Here is a 20436-nt window from a genome sequence, read left to right as displayed (position 1 = left end):
GCCCCGGTCAGAGCCCTCGCAGCACCGCCCTCTCCCGTGGCGTACACTTCCCCGCCATGCACTTGTCTGACAACCCTGCCACGCCTGCCGCCGCCACCGTCTCCGAGTGGATCCGCCGGGCCCCCAAGGCCGTCCTCCACGACCACCTCGACGGTGGGCTGCGCGCCGCGACCGTCGTCGAGCTGGCACGGGAGTGCGGCTACTCCGCGCTGCCGACCGAGGACCCGGCCGCGCTCGCGGTCTGGTTCCGGGACGCCGCCGACTCCGGTTCGCTGGAGCGTTACCTGGAGACCTTCGCCCACACCTGCGCGGTGATGCAGACCCGCGAGGCGCTCACGCGCATCGCGGCCGAGTGCGCCGAGGACCTGGCGGCGGACGGTGTCGTGTACGCCGAGATCCGTTACGCCCCCGAGCAGCACCTGGAGGGCGGACTGACCCTCGACGAGGTCGTCGAGGCCGTCAACGACGGCTTCCGCGAGGGCGAGCTCCGCTCCGGCGGCCGCATCACCGTCCGCGCGCTGCTGACCGGTATGCGCCACACGGACCGTTCGCTGGAGATCGCGCAGCTCACCGTCGCCCACCGGGACAAGGGCGTGGCGGGCTTCGACATCGCCGGCGGCGAGATCGGCAACCCGCCGGCCCGCCACCTCCCCGCCTTCCAGCACCTGAAGCGGGAGAACTGCCACTTCACCATCCACGCGGGCGAGGCCGTCGGCGCGGAGTCGATCCACGAGGCCGTGCAGGTCTGCGGCACCGAGCGGATCGGCCACGGCGTGCGGATCACGGACGACATCGCCGAGGACGGCACCCTGGGCCGGCTCGCCTCGTACGTCCGGGACAACCGCATCGCCCTGGAGGTCTGCCCGACCTCCAACCTCCAGACCGGTGCCGCGAAGGACTACGCCTCGCACCCGATCGACGAGCTGCGCCGACTGGGCTTCCGGATCACGCTCAACACGGACAACCGGCTGGTCTCCGGCACCACCATGAGCGAGGAGTTCCAGCACATGGTGGACGCGTTCGGGTACGGCCCGGAGGTCTTCGAGGAGTTCACGGTCGCCGCGCTCGACGCCGCCTTCCTCCCGCTTCCGGAGCGGCGGCGGCTGATCGACGAGGTCGTCCGCCCGGGGTACGCCGAGCTGCGGACCGTCTAGTCACCTCTTCCGGATCCGGCGCGGGCCGGGCAGGATCCGGAAGAGACGTCCGGGGCCGGTCCGCCCGTCCCTGAGGCAGGCCGGCCGGTGAGGGTGCGGGTGACGCCCGGCACCCTCACGCTCGACGTACCGGCGCGACGAGCCGGCCGGCCGGAGTCGTCCTGCCGTCCGGTCTCAGCGCAGCGCCGGTGCGTCGAGCGTGAGGGTGCCCCTCTCCGCGTCGAGCACGCCGGACACCCCGAGCGGCATGGTCAGCGCCGTCGCGCTGTGGCCGAAGCCCATCTCCTCCACGACCGGCACCCCCAGCCCGCCGAGCCGGTCGGCGAGCACCGCCCGCACCTCCTCGTACGGGCCGCACTCGGACCAGGAGCCGAGCCCGATGCCGGCCACTCCGTCGAGCCGTCCGGACCGCAGGAGCTGGGTGAGGATGCGGTCGAGCCGGTACGGCTCCTCCCCCACGTCCTCCAGGAGCAGCAGCCCGCCACGGGCCGAGGGCCGGCCGTACGGGGTGCCGAGGTCGGCGGCGAAGAGACTGACGCAGCCGCCGAGCGTCACCCCCCGGGCCCGGCCCGGTGCCAGCGCCCGCGCCGTCTCCAGTCCGAGCGTCCGCACCGACTCGGGCTCGAACAGCGTCGCCCTCAGGGACTCCTGGGTGCGCGGGTCCGAGAGGAAGGTGCCCGCGGCGACCATGGGGCCGTGCAGGGTGGCGTAACCGGCCCGGAGGGCGAAGGCCTCGTGCAGGGCGGTGATGTCGCTGTAGCCGACGAACACCTTGGGCCCGGCCTCCCGGATCGCCCTCCAGTCGACGAGGTCGACCATCCGTTGTGCCCCGAAACCGCCGCGCGCGCAGATGACCGCGGCGACCGCGGGGTCGCACCAGGCCTCGGTCAGGTCCCGGGCACGGGCCCGGTCGGCGCCCGCGAGGTGTCCGAGGGTGGGGTGGGTGTCCAGGACGTGCGGGGCGACCACGGGGTCGAGGTCCCAGCCCCGCAGGATGTCGAGACCCGCCCGGAGTCTCTCCTCGGGGACGGGGCCGCTGGGGGCGACGACGGCGACCCGTGCCCCCGGCCGCAGCCGGTGGGGCCGGGTGAGCGGTTCGACGTGCGGCCGGGTCGCCGCCGCCCCGTCGAGGCCGGCGGCGGGATCGGGCGTGGTCATGGCGTCGACCCCGGTTCGGGCGTGGTCATGTCCGGTACTCCGGTTCGGGCGTGGTCATGTCCGGTACTCCAGGTCGGGAACGTCGGTCCGGTGCACGCCGAAGGTCTTGGCGTACAGGGAGAGTTCGGCCTCCAGGGCGCGCACCATCGTGTCGGCTCTGCGGAAGCCGTGCCCCTCCCCCTCGAAGGCGAGGTAGGCGTGCGGAATCCCCCGGCCGGCCGTGCGGTCGAGGAAGCGCTCGGCCTGGGCGGGCGGGCAGATGACGTCGTCGAGGCCCTGGAGCAGCAGGAACGGCACGGTGACACGGTCGACGTGCTCGATCGGCGAGCGTTCCTTGTACCGGGCGGGCACGTCGTCGAGCGGTCCGACGAGGCCCCGGAGGTACTGGGACTCGAAGTCGTGGGTCTCGTCGGTGGCCCAGCCGCGCAGGTCGAGGATGGGGTAGATGATCGTGCCGCAGGCGTACACGTCGGTGCCGACGAGGGAGGCCGCGGTCGTCCAGCCGCCGGCGCTGCCGCCGCGCACGGCGAGCCGGGCCGGGTCGGCGGTTCCCTCGGCGGCGAGGGCCGCGGCGACGGCGGCGCAGTCCTCGACGTCGACGACGCCCCACTGCTCGCGGAGCCGCTCCCGGTACTCCCGGCCGTAGCCCGTCGAGCCTCCGTAGTTGACCTCGGCGACGCCGATGCCCCGGGAGGTGAAGTACGTGATCTCCAGGTCGAGGACGAGCGGGGCGTGGCCGGTGGGCCCGCCGTGGGCCCAGATCACATAGGGCGGCAGTTCGTCGTCCGGCCCGGTGAACCCGGGGTGGTGCGGCGGGTGGACCTGGGCGTGGATCTCCCGTCCGCCGGGCCCGGTGAAGGTACGGACGCGGGGCTCGGGGTGGTGGGACGGGTCGACGGCGTCGGTGTGCGCGGCGCCGACCACCCGGGTGCGGCCCGTGCGGGTGTCGAGTTCGACGAGCTCGTAGGAGCTGTGCGGGGAGGCGGCGACACCGACGACGCGGGTGCCGTGGGCGGCGAGGGTCGAGGCCCACTCGGTCCAGGGTCCCGCGGCGTCGACGAGTGCGCCGCGCTCGGGGTCGAGGATGCCGAGGGCGGTGGTGCCCTTGCCGTGGACGACGGCGATCAGCCCGTTCTCCAGGGGGGTGAACCAGTTCAGCCCGATCTTCCAGAGCGGTCCGCCGAACTCCTCGGCACGCGGGCAGAGCGCGGCCGGTTCTCCCGGGCGGCCGTCCTCGTCGAGCTCCGTCCGGTAGAGGTTCCACCAGCCGGTGCGGTCGCTGACGAGGAGCAGTCGGCCGGCCGCGTCCCAGTCGACCTGCGGGATCGACTCGGCGGGCCCGCCCGCGACGGTCCTGGCTCCGCGGAAGGTGCCGTCGGGGGCGACCTCGGCCAGTCGGAGCTCGGTGCCGTCCCAGGGCATCCGGGGGTGGTCCCAGGCGATCCAGGCCGCCCGCCGTCCGTCCGGCGAGAGCCGTGGGCCGGTGACGAACCGGTGGCTTGCGTCGGTGAGTTCACGTACCGCCGTACGGTCCTCGGCGGCCGAGCCGTCGAGGGGCACGGCGGCGAGCACCCGGCGCACATCGGTGGGTGCCGGTCCGGTGAACTCCTCCAGGACGCACCACACCTCGCCCCGGTCCGGGTGGATCACCGGGTCCACCCAGCGCAGGCCGCCGCCGATCCCGGAGACGGGGGTGAGCGGCCGGGGCTCGGCGCCGGGAGCGGCGTCGGGCTCGTAGGCGTACAGCCGCTGGTCCGGGAAGTGGCAGAACACCGTCAGGGGTCCGCCCGCCGGGCGGGCGACCGCCGCCCAGGGGAGGCCGCCGTATTCGATCACCCGGCTGCGGACGTTCCACGGCGCGGGCAGCAGGCTCTCCTCGGTGCCGTCGGCGCGCCGCCTGACGAGGGCGCGCCGGCCGCCCTCGGCGGGGCGTGGCGCGGTCCACCACAGCTCGTCGCCGACGACGCCGAGGTACTCGGGCCGCCCGTCGTGGGCGGCGGCGAGCGCCGCGTCGACCGGTGAGGGCCAGCTGCCGTAGGCGGCCGTGGTCGTGGCCATGTCGACTCCCCCTGTTGCGCGGACCGGCACGGTCCTAGGCCGTCTTCAGATAGTGGTCGAGCACCCGGACACCGAAGTGCAGGGCCTCCACGGGAACACGTTCGTCGACGCCGTGGAAGAGGGCCGCGTAGTCGAGGTCCGGGGGCAGCCGGAGCGGCGAGAAGCCGTAGCCGGTGATGCCGAGCCGGGAGAACTGCTTGGCGTCGGTACCGCCGGACATGGTGAACGGCACGACGTGTCCGGCCGGGTCGAAGCGCTCGACGGCGGCCCGCAGTTTCGCGAAGGTCGGCGAGTCGACGGGGGCCTCCAGGGCGACCTCGCGGTGGTGGAACTCCCACTCCACGTGCGGGCCGGTGAGCCGGTCCATGGTCGCCGCGAACTCCTCCTCGGTGCCCGGCAGGGTGCGTCCGTCGATGTAGGCGACGGCCTGGCCCGGGATGACGTTGACCTTGTAACCGGCCTCCAGCATCGTCGGGTTGCTGCTGTTGCGGACGGTCGGCGCGACGAGGGCCGCGGCGGGTCCGAGCTTGTCGAGGAGGAGGTCCACGTCGAGATCGGGGGCGGCGGTGTCGATGTCCAGGGCGTACAGCGCGGCCAGTTCGGCGAGGGCGGCGCGGACGGTCGCGGTGAGGCGGACCGGCCAGGTGTGCGCGCCGATCCGGGCGACGGCGTCGGCGAGACGGGTGACGGCGTTCGCCGTGTTCACCTTGGAGCCGTGGCCCGCGCGGCCCTGGGCGGTCAGTTTGATCCAGGCCGTGCCCCGCTCCCCCGCGGCGATCGGGTAGAGCGTGGTGCCGGGGTGCGGGTGGAAGCTGAACGCCCCGGACTCGCTGATGCCCTCGGTGCAGCCTTCGAAGAGCCCGGCGTGCCGGTCGGCGAGGAAGCCGGAGCCGTCCTCGGCGCTGGCCTCCTCGTCGGCGGTGTAGGCGAGGACGATGTCGCGGCGCGGCCGGACGCCCTGCCGGGCCCAGGCGCGGACGACGGCCAGCACCATCGCGTCCATGTTCTTCATGTCGACCGCGCCGCGTCCCCACACGACCCCGTCGCGGACCTCTCCGGAGAAGGGGTGGACGGTCCACTCGGCGGGGTCGGCGGGCACGACGTCCAGATGGCCGTGGACGAGGAGCGCCTCGGCCGAGGGGTCGGTGCCGGGAATGCGCGCCACCACGTTGGTGCGGCCGGGGGTCCGCTCCAGGAGGGTGGGTTCGACGCCGGCGGCGGCGAGCCGCTCGGCGACGTACTCGGCGGCGGGGCGCTCGCGGCAGTCGCCGCCGCCCCGGTTGGTGGTGTCGATGCGGATGAGCTCGGAGGTGAAGGTGACCACCTCGTCGAGCGCCGTCGTGTCCGGGCCCCGGACCTCCTCAGCCATACTGCTCCTCCACTGCGGCCGAGACGATGGTCGTGACCGCCTTGAACGTGCGAATTGCCTCGTACATGGTCCCGCTGGTGTACGTGACGCGCCGCTCTCCGCTCCGCGCCACGCCGGGAACCACCGTGGCGGAGGCGCCCAGGTGGTCGGCGTCGAACTCCAGCTCCACCGTGAAGGGGCCGCCCCGGACCGGTTCGTGGCGCACGGCGAGCGCCGCGCCGGTCTTCGCCGCCGCCCGGATGTCGGCCGCCGTCCTGGCCGGGGTGCGGCACACCGCCGCGTACCGCGAGACATGGTCCTTGACGGCGACCTTGGGTGCCCCGGGCGCGTATCCGAGGGCGTCCTCGCAGGTGAGGTCGTCGCCGGTGACGAGGACGACGGGGACGCCGTACTCCGCGACCACATGGGCGTTGAGCAGGCCCTCGCTCGCCCGCTCGCCGTTGAGCCAGACCCCGGTGATGGAGTTGGCGAGATAGGTGTGGGCGAGGACCCCCTCGGTGCCCGCGCCGGTGTGGTAGCCGACGAAGGCGATGCCGTCGACGTCCCCGTGCTGCACGCCCTCGACCATGGAGAGGGTCTTGTGGCGGCCGGTGATCATCTCGGCCCGCTCGTCGAGCCGCTCCAGGAGCAGGTTCCGCATGGACCAGTGCGCCTCGTTGATGAGGACCTCGTCCGCGCCGCCGTCGAAGAAGCCGAGCACGGCGGCGTTCACGTCGGACGTGAACATCGAGCGGCACCGCTCCCACTGGGGCGTGCCGGGCAGCACGTCGGCGGGCCAGGTCACACCGGTCGCGCCCTCCATGTCGGCGCTGATGAGGATCTTCATGTCTGGCACCGTACGCGCCGCCCGGCGGGCTCACCACCCCTGTGGAAAACCGTCGTTGGAGTGGACCAATGGCACTCACCGGGACGGCGGTACGGATCAGCCGGGGGGTTCCGCATAGCCCCTGGGGTTCTCCTCGGCGAGGCGGCGCAGGGCGGCCGCCGCCCGCTGTTCGGGCGGGGCTCCGTCGTCCGGGAGGTACCAGAGGAACTGCTGCACCGGCTGCTCCGTGTCGGGTGTGCCGTCGGCCGCCAGGGGCGGGCCGTTGAAGGTGACGACGGTGGTGTCGGGTGTGTGGAAGTCCGTGGAGATCCATCCTCGCCCGAGCCCCCAGCGGGCGAGGATCTCGGGCCGCTCGCGGAGGCCCGCGCTGATCAGCCAGGCGGTCCGGCGGGCCGGCCAGGTCCAGCCGCGGTCCTGCTCGGCGCGGGCGATCTCGCGGTCGTACGCGTCAGCGTCGAAGCGGTGGGCGGGGAGGTCCGGGAATCCTCGGGGCGCGTAGGGCCTGCGCCAGCCGTCCCAGACGACGTGGGCGCCCTCGCGCCGCACGGTGACGTAGAGGGCGCCGCAGCAGCCCTCGGTGCAGTACGCCTCGGCGAGCCGCACCTCGTGCGGTTCGGGTCCGGCCCGCAGTGCTCCGCCCTCGAGGAGCGCTTCGGGCGGTTCACCGGGCCCCTGGCCGAAGGCCTCGGGGAGGAGGGGGCGTCCGTCGACGAGGAAGCGTGTCTCGACGACGTCCACGTCACCGGGGTCGGGGACGGCGATCTCGATCCGGAGTACGGGGGTGTCGGCGGGTTCCTCGGGCCTGGCGGCGCGGAGGTGCCGTGCGGTACGGCGGATCCATTCGGCGCGCCGTCGCCCTTCGAGGTCCGGAGGGGTCTCGGGCTCGCCCGCGGCGTCCAGGAGGAGGGTGATCAGCTCGCGCCTGCGGCCCTCCGGCCAGGGCAGGAGGTGCGAGGTGCCGCTGTGCAGGCCGAGGGCGAGGCTGACGAGGCGGGCCCGGTGGTCCTGTTCCGGGGGCAGTAGACGGGCGTGGGCGGCCACCGCCTCGTACAGCGCGACGGCCTCGCCGTACGCGCGGATCTCGGCTGTGTAGTTCCGGCCGCTGCACATGCGGGTGAGGAGGCGCAGCGCCTGGGCGAGGAGCCCGGGGCGGTGCGGTTCCCGCCGGAGGACCCCCGGCAGGCCGACGGCCTCCGCGACGCGCCGCGCGTCGTGGGGGGCCGGCTCGCGGGGTGTGCCCGTGAGCCGGGTCAGTCGGTCGAGCGCGGCCGTCTCGTTCCCCGCGGCCAGGGCGGCGGCGAAGGCGCGCAGCTCCTCGTCGTCGGCCTGATGGAGGAGCCACACCAGGGCGGCGGCCTTCCGGTCCAGGGGGTCGAGGGTCGCGACGACGTGGATGCCGAGCCGGTCGAGAAGGCCGAGGGTGCGCAGGTGGGGTACGTCCTCGGGCTCGCCGAGGCGGGAGAGGAGGCCGAGGCCGGCGGCCACGGCGCGGACGATCGTTCCCCGCCGGGTCAGGCACCGTGCGAGGGCTCGGGCCCGGCTCCGGGCGTCGGGATCCCCGGGGAGCGGCAGGGCGGCCGCGGCGGCGAAGACGGCCCGGTCGCGGACGTTGATCGCGGCGAGCGCGCGCTCCAGCTCCACGGCGGCCCGCTCGGGCTCCGGGTCGGCCAGGAAGGGGAGAAGGAGCCCGGGGAGGGCGAGCCGGGTCTCGCGGGCGGTGCGGGCGTCGGCCGGGTCACGCGGTGGGTACGCGCTGTCGGGCAGCGGAAGGCCGCCGGCGAGCGGAGGTGCGTCGGGGGCGGCGTCGCGCAGGCCCTCGGCGTACGCGAGCAGGGAGGGTGCGAGCGTCGGGCGCTCGTACGGCGCGCTCATCGCGCGGGGTGGGACTCGATTCCGTAGGTCATGGCGGCATCCTGTCCGCCGGTCGGCCGCCGCGCCACCGATTTTCCGGAAGCCCGCTCTCCGAATCGGGCGAAACGTCGCCAAGGGGTGCGTATAGGCTGTCTGCCGCAGTTCTCGTACCCGACCTTCCGGAGTGCTCTCGGTGACCATCGCCCTCGACCCGTCCGACATCTCCCCCGCCGTCCCCGCGCCCGCCGAATCCGAGCCCCCGACCGCGGGGCGGACGGACTCGTCGGAGGAGTTCTGGGTCCAGCAGCCGGAGCCGGAGGCCGCGGAGGCTTCCGCGCACGAGCCCGCCGACGAGGCCGCCCAAGAGCCCTCTTCGGAGGGGACCGCCGGCGAGCCCTCGGCGCAGGAGAGCACCGGCGAGCCCTCCGCGCAGGAGAGCGTCGCCGACGCCGACCCCGTCGTCGTCCGTGACGCCGAGGATTTCGGCGTGTACGCGCGGACCGGCGGCTGGGCCTTCGCGCTCAAGGTGGCGCGGAGCGTCCGCCCCGGCGGCCAGCCCGCCGAGGGGACGGCCGCGACGAAGGTCTCGGCGAAGGCCTTCGCCGAGCTCGCGGGCTGCTCCCCGGAGCGGGTCATGCGCTACTACAAGGCCTGGGACATGGCGGCCGACGACGGTGTCGTGCCGCAGTTCGAGGTGCTCGTGCCGGGCGAGGACATCGAACTGCCGGACGCGGACGTCTGGCTCTCGTACTACACCTCCCGCAACAGCGCCTCGTCGGTGCGCGGTCAGGCGATCAGCGCGGCGGCCGAGGCGGAGGGCATCCGGCCGACGAAGGCGCTGGAGGTCGCCGAGAACCCGACGGCGCTGCGGGCCGCGATCCTGGCCGACCCGGGGACGGCGGAGGCGGCGCGCGGCGCGCTCCTCGACCGGATGAAGGAGGACCCGGCCCTGCAGACCGAGATGGCCCGTGCCATCGCGCGGACCGACGACCTGAAGAAGGCGGTGGCGAGCGAGGCGAAGGCGGCCGACCGCATCGGCTATGTGCGCCAGATCGTCGAGAACGGCCGGATCAAGACCCCCGCCGGGCAGACCGTGGAGGCGCCGGCCGAGCTGCGGGCCGAGGCCGAGCGGCATCTGTCGCTCCTCGACGAGCTCGACGACTCCGAGGAGGCGGGCGAGTGGGCCGGTGAGGCGTACGACGCGGTGAAGGGCCTGGTCGCCAAGGCCGTCGAGGAGGACCCGGCGCTCCGTGTGCAGGAGCGGCGGACGAAGTTCTACAACAGCCTGCAGAAGGCGACGAAGGTCTTCGAGGAGCTGACGCTGGACGAGGTGATGGAGGAGGACATCTACGAGGCGGACATGCTCCAGCGTCTCGAATCCCTCCAGGAGGCGATCGGCACCTGCATCAGCGCGCTGCGCAGGGCGACGACCACCTCCTGAGAGGGCCGGGTCAGTCCTGGTGGCCGAGCTGGAGGTCGCGTTCGGTGCGGCCTCCACCGGCCATGTGCAGGACGGTGGCGACGGGCGGGTAACCGGCGGCGATGACCGTGTACTCGCCGGAGGACAGGTCCACGAAGCGGAAGGTGCCGTCGGCCCCGGTGGTGAGGGTGTCGACGACGTTGCCGGCGGCGTCGAGCAGGGTGACCCGGGCGTCCTCGACGGGCCGCCCGCCCCCTGCCCGTACGGTGCCGCGCAGCACCGCGCCGCCGGCCAGCTCGATGTCCTGACGGGTCTCGCGGGAGGCCTGGACGCTCACCGGGAGCGCGGCGGGCCGGAAGGCGGGCGCACCGGCGGAGAGCGTGTACTCGCCCGCGACCAGGTCGGAGATGACGTATCCGCCCTCGCGGCCGCTGCGGGTGGAGGCGACGACCTCGCCGCGTACGTCGGTGAGGGTGACGGCCGCGTCCCGTACGGGTGTTCCGTCGGCGGTGACGACGCTGCCCGCGAGCCGCCCGGCGCCGCCGAGGACCACGTCGATCTCGATGGGCCGGTCGCCGACGGTCACGGAGACGGCCTGGGGCTGGTGTCCGCCGGCCGCCGCGATGAGGACGTACGCGCCACCGCCGGGGACGCTGAGCGCGTACCGGCCGTCCTCGCCGCTGGCGCCCCGGCCGACCTGCCGGCCCTGGACGTCGATGAGGGTGAGGGCGGCGCGGGGGACCCGGCTGCCGTCGTGGTGCTGGACGGTGCCGCAGACGGGGAGCCCGGAGTGCGCCGGGGCGAGGGGGACGGCGGCGGACGCGGGGGCCGCGTGGCGGGCGCCCGGGACGGCCCGGGCGCTGCCGAACTCGTCGGCTCCGGTGGCCTCGGTGGTGGGGCTGTGATGGGTCACCAGCGGTTTCTCCTTGAGGAAGAAGGCGAGGACGAGGCCGAGCACGAGGACCGGCACGAGGTAGAGGAAGATCCGCGGCATCGCGTCGGCGTACGCCTGGATGTAGGCGTCGCGCACGGCGGGCGGCAGGGTGTGCACCGTCTGCGGGGTGATCGACTCGGCGGGCGGCAGGGCGGTCGGGCCGCCGGAGAGCACACCGGCGAGCCGGTCACCGAGGGCGTCGTCGAGCCGGGAGGCGAAGAGGGTGCCGAAGACGGCGGCGCCGATGCTGCCGCCGATCTGGCGGAAGTAGTTGTGGGCGCTGGTGGCGGTGCCGAGGTCGGCGGGACGTACGGAGTTCTGCACGGCGAGGACGAGCACCGGCATGACGAGGCCGATGCCGGTGCCGAGGACCGCCTGCCAGAGGCTGTGCTGGAGGCGGGGGGTGTCGGCGTCCATCCGGGAGAGCAGCCACATGCCGAGGACGGAGACGGCACTGCCGGCCACCGGGTAGATCTTGTAGTGGCCGGTGCGGCTGATGAGCTGTCCGGAGACGACGGAGGCGATGACGATGCCGCCCATGAGGGGCAGCATCAGGAGGCCGGACTCGGTGGCGCTGGCTCCCTCGACCATCTGCAGGAAGCTGGGGAGGTAGCTGGCGGCGCCGAAGAGCGCGATGCCGACGACGGCGCCGACGAGCGCGGTGACGGTGAAGACCGGGTCGCGGAACAGCCGGAGCGGGATGAGGGGTTCGGGCGCGAGGTGCTCGACGACCAGGAAGAGCAGGGTGGTTCCCGCGGCGCCACAGGCGAGGGCGAGGACGACCCGGGAGTCCCAGGCGTACTCGGTGCCGCCCCAGCTGGTGAGCAGGACCAGGCAGGTGGACGCGGCGGCGAGGAGGAGCGCGCCGAGGACGTCGAAGCGGGCGCGCGCCCTGGGCTTGGGGAGTTTGAGGACGACGGCGACGACGGCGAGGGTGACGAGGCCGAAGGGCACGTTGAAGTAGAAGCACCAGCGCCAGGAGACATGGTCGGTGAAGAAGCCGCCGAGGAGGGGTCCGGCGACGGAGGCGAGGCCGAAGGCGGCGCCGATCAGGCCCATGTAGCGGCCGCGTTCCCGGGCGGGGACGATGTCGGCGATGATCGCCTGGACGCCGATCATCAGGCCGCCGGCGCCGATGCCCTGGATCGCGCGGAAGGCGATGAGCTCGTCCATGCTGCGGGACCAGCCCGCGAGTCCGGAGCCGATGACGAAGACGACGATGGCGAAGAGGAAGACGCCCTTGCGGCCGAGGAGGTCGCCGAGTTTTCCGTAGATCGGCAGGCCGATGGTGGAGGTCAGCAGGTAGGCGGTGATCGCCCAGGACATCCGGTCGAGGCCCTGGAGTTCGCCGACGATCTTCGGCAGTGCGGTGGCGACGATCATCTGCTCGAGCGCGGCGAGGAGCAGCGCGAGCATGAGGCCGCAGAAGACGAGCCGGACGCGGCGGGGGTCCAGGGAGCCGGCGGGTCCGGGGTCGGGCGGTGCGTCGGTGCGGGTGGGCGGGCCGCCCGCGGGGAGCGGTTCCGTGCCCGTCCCGCCCTCGGTGTCCTCGGTGGATTTCGCCATCGCGATCGAACCCACGTGCCTGCTCCCGTCGTCACGGCGTCTGCGCCGCGCCATTCTTCACATTGGGCACGAAGGGGGAGCAAGTCGGGCGGTACGGGAGGACAGTGGCACCCGGGGAGGTGAACGACCGTGCGTCACGGCGCACTTGGGTCGCTCATCAGCGCGTTTACGAGGGAGCCCGCGCCCCCCGGTGCGCGGGGGCGCCGGTTGCGGGGGTGCGGGCGATCCACTCGAATCGGTGAACGCTCCGAGCGTTACTTCTCGACCTCGTCCGCCAGCTTGGCGAGGACGGCGTCGTAGATACGGCCGAGGCCCTTGGGCGCGAAGGTCCGCTCGAAGAAGCCGCCGACACCGGTGGCGCCGTCCCAGACGGTGGTGACGACGGCCTTGGACTTGCCCTCGCCGGCCGGGGTCACGATCCAGGTGGTGACCATGGAGGAGTTGCGGTCCTTCTCGACGAGCTGCCCGTCGGTGGGCTCGGTGACCTCCAGGAGGCAGTCGCGGACGCGCTTGCTGGTGGCCTGGAGCTTCCAGTGGACGAGGGTGCCCTCGCCGTCGCCGCCCTCGCGCACCTCGTACTCGCTGAAGTGCTCGGGGAGCAGCTTCGCGCGCGTGCCGCTGTAGTCGGCCAGCGCGTCGAACACCGTCTCCGCGTCCGCGGCGATGATCCGTTCCGTGGTGGCCTCGACCTGCGCCATTGACTTCCTCCAGCTCGTGGTTCCTCAGGGATGTGGGCCAAGCGAACCACGTGGGCTCCGGGGCGCGAAATCCGGGTTGCGGCGATCAAGGGAACAGATGTTCTATTCTGGCCGAACGGTCGGGCCGGAGTCGCGTCGGACCCCGAGCGGAGCCGAGGCAACCGTCGAGGCAGAGCCACCGAGGAGGCGTCCATGCGCTGGGACAATCTGGGCGACACCCCTGCCGCTCCCGCCGACATCGCCCTGTTCGGCACGGACGCGGTGACCACCCGCACCTTCGACACCCCCGAGTTCCGGGGCATCACCTTCCACGAGGTGCGGGCCCGCTCGATCCTCAACCGGGTGCCGGGGGCCTCCCGGATGCCGTTCGAATGGACGGTCAACCCGTACCGGGGCTGCACGCACGCGTGCGTGTACTGCTTCGCCCGCAAGACCCACAGCTATCTCGACCTCGACACCGGGCTGGGCTTCGACTCCCAGATCGTCGTCAAGATCAACGCCCCCGAGGTGCTGGCCCGGCAGCTCGGCTCCGCCCGCTGGCAGGGCGCGCACATCGCGATGGGCACCAATGTCGACTGCTACCAGCGGGCCGAGGGCAGGTACGGCCTGATGCCGGGCATCCTCACGGCCCTGCGCGACCGGGCCAACCCCTTCTCGATCCTCACCAAGGGCACGCTGATCCTGCGCGATCTGGAGCTCCTCACCCAGGCCTCCCGGGTCACCGAGGTCGGCATCTCCGTCTCCGTCGGCTTCACCGACCGGGAACTGTGGCGCACGATCGAACCCGGCACCCCCTCCCCGCAGCGCCGCCTCGACGTGGTCCGCACGCTCGGTGAGCACGGCATCGACTGCGGGGTCCTGATGGCCCCCGTGGTGCCCTTCCTCGGCGACCGGCCCGAGCAGCTGCGCGAGACGGTCCGCGCGATCGCCGAGGCCGGGGCGAGCTCGGTCACCCCGCTCGTGCTGCATCTGCGCCCGGGCGCCCGCGAGTGGTTCACGCAGTGGCTGCGGCGCCACCACCCCGGTCTGGTGGGACGGTACGAGCGGATGTACGGGGACGGGGCCTACGCGCCGACCTGGTACCAGCGCCGGATCACCCGTCAGGTCCACGAGCTGGCCGCCGAGTTCGGCATAGGTCCCGCGCAGCGCGGAGCGGCGCGCCGGATCCCCGCGAGGGAGGAGCCGTCCCCGGGGGCCGTCCCCGAGCAGCTCACCCTGCTCTGAGCGCCTCCCCCGAGCGACCCACCCCGCTCCGAGCGCCTCCGCCGAGCAGCTCACCCTGCTCCGAGCGCCTCCCCGAGCACCTCCTCGGATCATCGGACCGGTCACCTGACACGCCGTCGGATCACCCTCCGTTCGGGTCAACTCTCGGCGAAACAGGTCCTCTCCACGCCCGTTCGGGACACAAACGCCCTATGACCCCTCGCGCAGGAATGCTGATCGCCGCAGGAGCGCTGGTCGCCGGGACGGTCACCGTCCTGCCCGCCACCCCCGCGGACGCCGGTGAACCGACCCCCCGCCCGCTCCCCCCGCTCGCCTGGACCGACTGCGCCACGAAGGCGTACCCCGAGCTCCAGTGCGCCACCCTCGAGGTGCCCCTCAACCACGACGACCCGGCCGGCCGGACCGTCACGCTCGCCCTCACCCGGGTCCAGCACACCGCGAAGACCTTCCAGGGGCCGCTCCTCGTCAATCCGGGCGGTCCCGGCGGCAGCGGGCGCGGCATGGCCGGGTACGTGGCCGCCTCACTGCCCCCGAAGGTGGCCGCCGAATACGACGTGATCGGCTTCGACCCGCGCGGGGTCGGCAAGAGCGAGCCCGCGCTCGACTGCAAGCCCGGCCACTTCGCGCCGGTCCGCCCGGACTCGGTGCCGTCCGGCGCGGCGAGCGAGCGGACCGCGGTCGAGCGGGCGCAGTCCTTCGCCGAGGCCTGCGGCAAGAAGTACGCGGACGTGCTGCCGTACATCGACACCGTGAGCACCGCCCGGGACATGGACCTCATCCGGCGGGCGCTCGGCGCCGAGAAGATCAACTACCTCGGCTACTCGTACGGCACCTACCTGGGCGCCGTGTACGCGCGGCTCCACCCGGACCGGGTGCGGCGGATGGCGCTGGACTCCGTCGTGAATCCGCACGGCGTCTGGTACGAGGACAACATCGCGCAGGACTACGCCTTCGACACCCGTCACAAGGACTTCATGGCCTGGGTGGCCGAGCACGACGCCGCGTACGGGCTGGGCACCGATCCGGCGGCGGTCGAGGCGGCCTGGTACCGGATGCGCGACGCGCTGCGCGCGGCCCCGGCCGGCGGGAAGGTCGGACCGGGCGAGCTGGAGGACACCTTCCTTCCCGGCGGGTACTACAACGGCTACTGGCCCCGCCTCGCGAAGGCGTTCTCCGCCTACGTCAACGACGCCGACGCGGTGCCGCTGACGGAGGCGTACGAGCGGTACGGGGAGGCCGACTCGGCCGCGGACAACGGCTACTCGGTCTACACGAGCGTGCAGTGCCGGGACGCGGCCTGGCCCCGCGACTGGAACGTCTGGCGCAAGGACAGCTGGGACGTGCACGCCAAGGCGCCCTTCTCCACCTGGAACAACGCCTGGTACAACGCTCCGTGCGCCTTCTGGCCGGTGGAGTCGCTGACCCCGCCGGAGGTCGCGAACGACCAGGTGCCGCCGGTCCTCATCCTGCAGGCGACGGACGACGCGGCGACCCCGTACGAGGGAGGTGTCGCCCTGCACCGGCTGATGCGCGGCTCCAGCCTCGTCGTCGAGGAGGGGGGCGGGAACCACGGGGTGAGCCTGGGCGGGAACGACTGCCTGGACGAGCACCTGGCCACCTATCTCGCCGACGGGAAGGTCCCGCGCGCCGAGGGCGATTCCGAGGTGGACGCGGTCTGCGCCGCGCTCCCGGAGCCGACGCCCGAGCCGTCGGCGCCGCCGGCCGGGAAGAAGTCCGCGGCCCGGACCCTCCCGGCCCCGGCGAACTCCGCCGGGGCCGGGCCGGCCGGCGACACCCTGCACGGGTTCCTCGGCCACGTGCGCTGACGGCGGCCGCTCCCCCGGCAGTGCCCGCGCCCCAAGGGGCGCGGGCACTGTCAGTGGTGTGCGCGAGGATGTGGGGCATGACGAGCCACCTCACCCACGTGCCCGCTCCCGACGGCGTCGCCGCCAGCCCCCAGTACAGCCATGTCGTGTGGGGGACGGGTCGCTTCGTCGCGATATCCGGCCAGTGCGCCCTCGACGCCTCGGGCGCGGTCGTCGGCGAGGGGGACGCGGTGGCCCAGGCCCGTCAGGTCTTCGCGAACCTGGACCGCTGCCTCGCCGCGGCGGGCGCCGGGTTCCGGGACGTGGTGAAGCTGACGTACTTCGTCACGGACGTGGCCCACCTTCCCGCGATCCGCGACGCGCGGGACGCCCACTTCGCGGGGGCGCCGCTGCCGGCGAGTTCCGCGGTGCAGGTGTCGGCGCTGGTCCGCCCGGAACTGCTGGTGGAGATCGAGGCGTTCGCACTCGTCCCCGAGCCGGCGACGGAGTCCGGGGTGGTGGGCGGCGCCGCCCGCCCGTATCTGCGGTCAGTCGGCGGTGCCGAGCCGGCCGAGTGACCACCGCGCCGCGGCGCCGAGCCGCGGGTGCGGGAGCGCGGCCTCCAGAGCCGGCCGGGCCCGGGGGTCGGCGAGAGTGCCGAGGCCCTCGACACAGGCGAGGCCGACCCGCCAGTGCGGGTCGTCTGCGGGAAGGCGCCGTTCGAGCACGGTGATCAGGGCGGGCACGGACTCGGGGGCGCGGAGTTCGGCGAGCAGCCGGACCGGCAGCAGGGCGTACGCGGCCCGGAGTTCATTGGTGGCCAGGGCGGCGGCCGCGCGGGCGGTGCGGGGGTCGCCGAGCCGGGTCAGGGCGTGGGCCGCGGTGACACAGCGCTCGGAGTCCCGGTGGTTGAGGAGGAGGACGAGCGCCTCGAAGGCGCGCGGGTCGCCCGCGACGCCGAGGGCGTAGGCCGCGATCTCGCGGGCCCAGAGGGGCTGCCCGGGGGCGGTGAGGACGTGGTGCAGTTCCTCCCGGTCGACGGTTTCCGCGAGGCGTTCGAATGCCGCCGGGACCTCTCCGGTGTCATTCTCGATCTCGTCGCGCAATCGATCGATCATCGAGCAGAATTCCGGATCCTCGGCGTATTCCATGAATCCGAGCCTATCCGCGATCCAGATCACATTTTCCTCAACTTCCCGGGACTGGCGCGCTCGTTACCCGCCGGTTAGTCTCAGGTGAGCGGGACACCCCCCGCTTCTCACAATGGCCTGGTGACGCAGCCGTTGTGGGTGTTTGTCGGTTCGGCAGTTTCGACGGCTCCGGGACAGAGTCCGTCGCCCTTTCACCGGGCACCGCCCTTTCTCCGGGCCTTCTCCCGTGTGATCTCCCGCGACTTCTCCTCGCGCCCTCTCTTCGCGCAATTCAGCGGCACCACCCGCACGTACTGCCCTCGCACGTACTGCCCTCAGTCGTCACTCTTCCTCTCTGGAGTCCCCTGATGGACACCCCTCTCTCCACCATCGCCGTCGTCGGTCTCGGCACCATGGGCACCGGTATCGCCGATGTCCTCGCCCGCGCCGGCCGCGAGGTCATCGGCATCGACATCAGCGACACCGCCGCCGCCCAGGCCGTCGCCGCCCTGGAGGCCTCCACCGCCCGTGCGGTGGCCCGCGAGCGGATCACCGAGGAGGAGCGGCAGGACGTCCTGGCCCGCTTCCGTACCTTCTCCGACCTGCACGCGGCCGCCGAGGCGGACCTCGTGATCGAGGTCGTGCCCGAGTCGTACGAGGCGAAGCAGGAGGTCTTCCGGGCCCTCGACGGGATCGTCCGGCCCGGCACCATCCTGGCCACCGGCACCAACGCGCTCTCCGTCACCCGGCTCGCCGCCGACTCGGCGCACCCCGAGCGGGTCCTCGGCCTGCACTTCTTCACCCCGGTCCAGGCCATGAAGCTGGTCGAGGTGGTCTCCTCCGTGCTGACCGACCCCCGGGCCGTCGACGCCGTCACCCGGCTCGCCCAGGACCTCGGCAAGGAGCCGGTGGCGGTCGGCGACCGGGCCGGATTCATCGCGGACGGCCTGCTCTTCGGGTACCTGAACCAGGCCGCGGCCATGTACGAGGCCAAGTACGCCTCCCGCGAGGACATCGACGCGGCGATGAAGCTGGGCTGCGGTCTGCCGATGGGTCCGCTGGCCCTGCTCGACCTGATCGGCGTCGACACGGCCCGTACGGTCCTGGAGGCCATGTACGCGGACTCGCACGACCGGCTGCACGCCCCCGCCCCGATCCTCAAGCAGCTCAGCGAGGCCGGTCTGACCGGCCGCAAGTCGGGCCGCGGCTTCTACACCTACGAGGCGCCGGGCTCCGGCGAGGTCGTGCGGGACGCGCTGACCCCGCTCGGTTCCGCGGCCGCCGCCGGCGGCCGAGAGGTCCGTTCGGTCGGCGTCGCCGGCTCGGGCACCATGGCCTCCGGCATCGCCGAGGTCTTCGCCAAGGCCGGGTACTCGGTCGTCCTCGCCGCCCGCTCCCAGGAGAAGGCGGACACGGCCAAGGCCCGGATCGCGAAGTCGCTGGCCCGCTCGGTCGACAAGGGCCGGATGACGGGCGAGGCCCGCGACGCGACGCTGGCCCTGATCACCCCGGCCGGCACGCTCGACGCCTTCGCCGACGTCGATCTGGCCCTGGAGGCCGTCGCCGAGGACCTGGAGATCAAGCAGGAACTGTTCGCGCGGCTCGACAAGATCTGCAAGCCGGGTGCGGTGCTCGCCACCACGACCTCCTCGCTGCCGGTCGTGGCCTGTGCCCGCGCCACCTCGCGTCCGCAGGACGTCATCGGGATGCACTTCTTCAACCCGGCCCCGGCGATGAAGCTGGTCGAGATCGTCCGTACGGTGCTGACCGGCGACGACGTCCACGCCACCGTCCGCGAGGTCACCACGAAGATCCGCAAGCACCCGGTGGACTGCGGCGACCGGGCCGGTTTCATCGTGAACGCGCTGCTCTTCCCGTACCTGAACAACGCGATCAAGATGGTCCAGGAGCACTACGCGACCCTGGACGACATCGACGCGGCCATGAAGCTGGGCGGCGGCTACCCGATGGGCCCGTTCGAGCTGCTGGACGTGGTCGGTCTGGACGTCTCGCTCGCGATCGAGCAGGTGCTGCACCGCGAGTTCCGCGACCCGGGTCTCGCCCCGGCCCCGCTCCTGGAGCACCTGGTGGCGGCGGGCTGCCTCGGCCGCAAGACGGGGCGCGGCTTCCGCGAATATGCCCGACGCTGAGCCGGGAGCGACCGGCTGGGGCGGTCTGCTGAGTCCCCCGGGCACCGTCGGTGCGCCGGGGGTCTCCCTGCCCCCACCTGGGCACACTCCCCCTCCGATGCAGTACGTTCGGACCATGCCCAAGGCCGCGAAGACACCCCGTGCCACCTCCCCGTCCGACGCTCCGGAGAGCGCGGCGGGCACTCGTGCCGCCGCCCAGCGGCTCAAGATGCGCCGGGAGCTGGCCAACGCGGCGATGGAGCTCTTCGCCACCAAGGGGTACGAGGCCACGACGGTCGACGAGATCGCGGCCACGGCCGGGGTCGCGCGGCGGACGTTCTTCCGTCACTTCCGCTCCAAGGAAGAGGCGATCTTCCCCGACCACGACGACACCCTGGTGCGGGCGGAGGCGGTGCTCAACGCGGCCCCGCCGCACGAGCACCCGCTCGACACGGTGTGCCGGGGCATCAAGGAAGTCATGAAGATGTACGCGGGCTCCCCCGCGGTCTCCGTGGCGCGCTACCGGCTCACCCGTGAGGTGCCGACCCTGCGGGAGCGGGAGATCGCGTCGGTGGCCCGCTACGAGCGGCTGTTCACCCGCTATCTGCTCGGGCACTTCGACGAGCGGGACCACCACGACGGCAACGACGACCCGCTGCTCGCCGAGGTGGCCGCCTCCGCGGTCGTCACGGCCCACAACCACGTCCTGCGCCGCTGGCTGCGGGCGGGCGGCCAGGGCGATGTGGAGACCCAGCTGGACCACGCCTTCGCGATCGTCCGGGAGACCTTCGGCTCGGGCATAGGCGCGGGCCGTCCGGCCCCCTCCTCGTCCTCCCCGCAGGCCGATCCCGCGCCGGCGGTCCGGGCCTCCACCACCGGTGACGTGGTGGTCGCGGTGGCCAGGACGGACGCACCGCTCGACGAGGTCATGCGCACGATCCAGCAGGCGCTGACGAAGAACTGACACCCTCCGCACGACGAAGGCCGCTCCCCCCAGGGGCGGCCTTCACCCGTTTTGACCTGCAGTTCGATCGATCATCGCTCATCTGTGACCAGCAGATTGCATCTGAGTGAAATTGTTGGCACGCAGTGCCTTGTCACGTGACACGCGGTG

General features: G+C 73.1%; 15 protein-coding genes. 7 read left to right on the top strand and 8 right to left on the bottom strand.

Annotated elements, in window-relative coordinates:
- Positions 1 to 56: 56 nt before the first annotated feature.
- Entirely contained in the window at positions 57 to 1154 is a 1098-nt protein-coding gene (locus IE311_RS28295; protein WP_189834672.1) for an adenosine deaminase, read from the top strand.
- Between the two features lie 174 nt (positions 1155 to 1328).
- On the opposite strand, the gene IE311_RS28290 is transcribed toward IE311_RS28295, so the two are convergent.
- From IE311_RS28290 to IE311_RS28270, 5 genes are all read right to left on the bottom strand, one after another.
- Complete coding sequence (locus IE311_RS28290; protein WP_189834671.1) at positions 1329 to 2312, bottom strand: S66 peptidase family protein; 984 nt, start codon at positions 2310 to 2312, stop codon at positions 1329 to 1331.
- Between the two features lie 54 nt (positions 2313 to 2366).
- Positions 2367 to 4370 carry a S9 family peptidase gene (locus IE311_RS28285; protein WP_189834670.1) on the bottom strand — a complete coding sequence of 668 codons (2004 nt, stop codon included), beginning with the start codon at positions 4368 to 4370 and terminating at the stop codon, positions 2367 to 2369.
- A gap of 34 nt (positions 4371 to 4404) precedes the next feature.
- A complete protein-coding gene (locus IE311_RS28280) occupies positions 4405 to 5739 on the bottom strand; it encodes a M20/M25/M40 family metallo-hydrolase (protein WP_189834669.1) in 1335 nt (444 codons plus the stop codon).
- On the bottom strand, positions 5732 to 6565 hold the full coding sequence (locus tag IE311_RS28275) for a M55 family metallopeptidase (protein WP_189834668.1): 834 nt from the start codon (positions 6563 to 6565) through the stop codon (positions 5732 to 5734). The genes IE311_RS28280 and IE311_RS28275 overlap by 8 nt, the downstream gene beginning before the upstream one ends.
- Positions 6566 to 6661: 96 nt before the next feature.
- Positions 6662 to 8437, bottom strand: coding sequence for a hypothetical protein (locus IE311_RS28270; protein ID WP_189834667.1), 1776 nt, complete (start codon positions 8435 to 8437; stop codon positions 6662 to 6664).
- Positions 8438 to 8609: 172 nt separating this feature from the next.
- Between IE311_RS28270 and IE311_RS28265 the strand changes: the two genes are divergently transcribed.
- Positions 8610 to 9857 (top strand): hypothetical protein, encoded by a 1248-nt coding sequence (locus IE311_RS28265; RefSeq protein WP_189834666.1) that lies wholly within the window; start codon positions 8610 to 8612, stop codon positions 9855 to 9857.
- 10 nt (positions 9858 to 9867) lie between these two features.
- On the opposite strand, the gene IE311_RS28260 is transcribed toward IE311_RS28265, so the two are convergent.
- Both IE311_RS28260 and IE311_RS28255 read right to left on the bottom strand, forming a co-directional pair.
- The gene (locus tag IE311_RS28260; RefSeq protein ID WP_189834692.1) at positions 9868 to 12336 is read right to left on the bottom strand and encodes an MFS transporter; all 2469 of its coding nucleotides are present in this window, start codon (positions 12334 to 12336) and stop codon (positions 9868 to 9870) included.
- A gap of 254 nt (positions 12337 to 12590) precedes the next feature.
- Positions 12591 to 13034: an SRPBCC family protein gene (locus IE311_RS28255; protein WP_189834665.1), complete on the bottom strand. Its 444-nt coding sequence runs from the start codon at positions 13032 to 13034 to the stop codon at positions 12591 to 12593.
- Positions 13035 to 13226: 192 nt separating this feature from the next.
- Here IE311_RS28255 and IE311_RS28250 point away from each other — a divergent pair, with 192 nt between their 5' ends.
- The 3 genes from IE311_RS28250 (at position 13227) to IE311_RS28240 (ending at position 16641) form a co-directional block, all read left to right on the top strand.
- Entirely contained in the window at positions 13227 to 14258 is a 1032-nt protein-coding gene (locus IE311_RS28250) for an Rv2578c family radical SAM protein (RefSeq protein ID WP_189834664.1), read from the top strand.
- Positions 14259 to 14449: 191 nt separating this feature from the next.
- Positions 14450 to 16084 (top strand): alpha/beta hydrolase, encoded by a 1635-nt coding sequence (locus IE311_RS28245; protein ID WP_189834663.1) that lies wholly within the window; start codon positions 14450 to 14452, stop codon positions 16082 to 16084.
- Between the two features lie 77 nt (positions 16085 to 16161).
- Positions 16162 to 16641 carry a RidA family protein gene (locus IE311_RS28240; RefSeq protein ID WP_189834662.1) on the top strand — a complete coding sequence of 160 codons (480 nt, stop codon included), beginning with the start codon at positions 16162 to 16164 and terminating at the stop codon, positions 16639 to 16641.
- On the opposite strand, the gene IE311_RS28235 is transcribed toward IE311_RS28240, so the two are convergent.
- Positions 16612 to 17214: a HEAT repeat domain-containing protein gene (locus IE311_RS28235; RefSeq protein WP_189834661.1), complete on the bottom strand. Its 603-nt coding sequence runs from the start codon at positions 17212 to 17214 to the stop codon at positions 16612 to 16614. The two genes, IE311_RS28240 and IE311_RS28235, sit on opposite strands and share 30 nt — an antisense overlap.
- A gap of 347 nt (positions 17215 to 17561) precedes the next feature.
- Between IE311_RS28235 and IE311_RS28230 the strand changes: the two genes are divergently transcribed.
- Together IE311_RS28230 and IE311_RS28225 are read left to right on the top strand one after the other, a co-directional pair.
- Positions 17562 to 19343: a 3-hydroxyacyl-CoA dehydrogenase family protein gene (locus tag IE311_RS28230; RefSeq protein ID WP_189834660.1), complete on the top strand. Its 1782-nt coding sequence runs from the start codon at positions 17562 to 17564 to the stop codon at positions 19341 to 19343.
- 115 nt (positions 19344 to 19458) lie between these two features.
- On the top strand, positions 19459 to 20286 hold the full coding sequence (locus tag IE311_RS28225) for a TetR family transcriptional regulator (protein ID WP_189834659.1): 828 nt from the start codon (positions 19459 to 19461) through the stop codon (positions 20284 to 20286).
- The last annotated feature ends 150 nt before the right edge of the window (positions 20287 to 20436 follow it).

Source organism: Streptomyces zaomyceticus (genome assembly GCF_014656215.1).
GTDB lineage: Bacteria > Actinomycetota > Actinomycetes > Streptomycetales > Streptomycetaceae > Streptomyces > Streptomyces zaomyceticus.
This window is presented reverse-complemented; position numbering and strand designations above follow the sequence as displayed.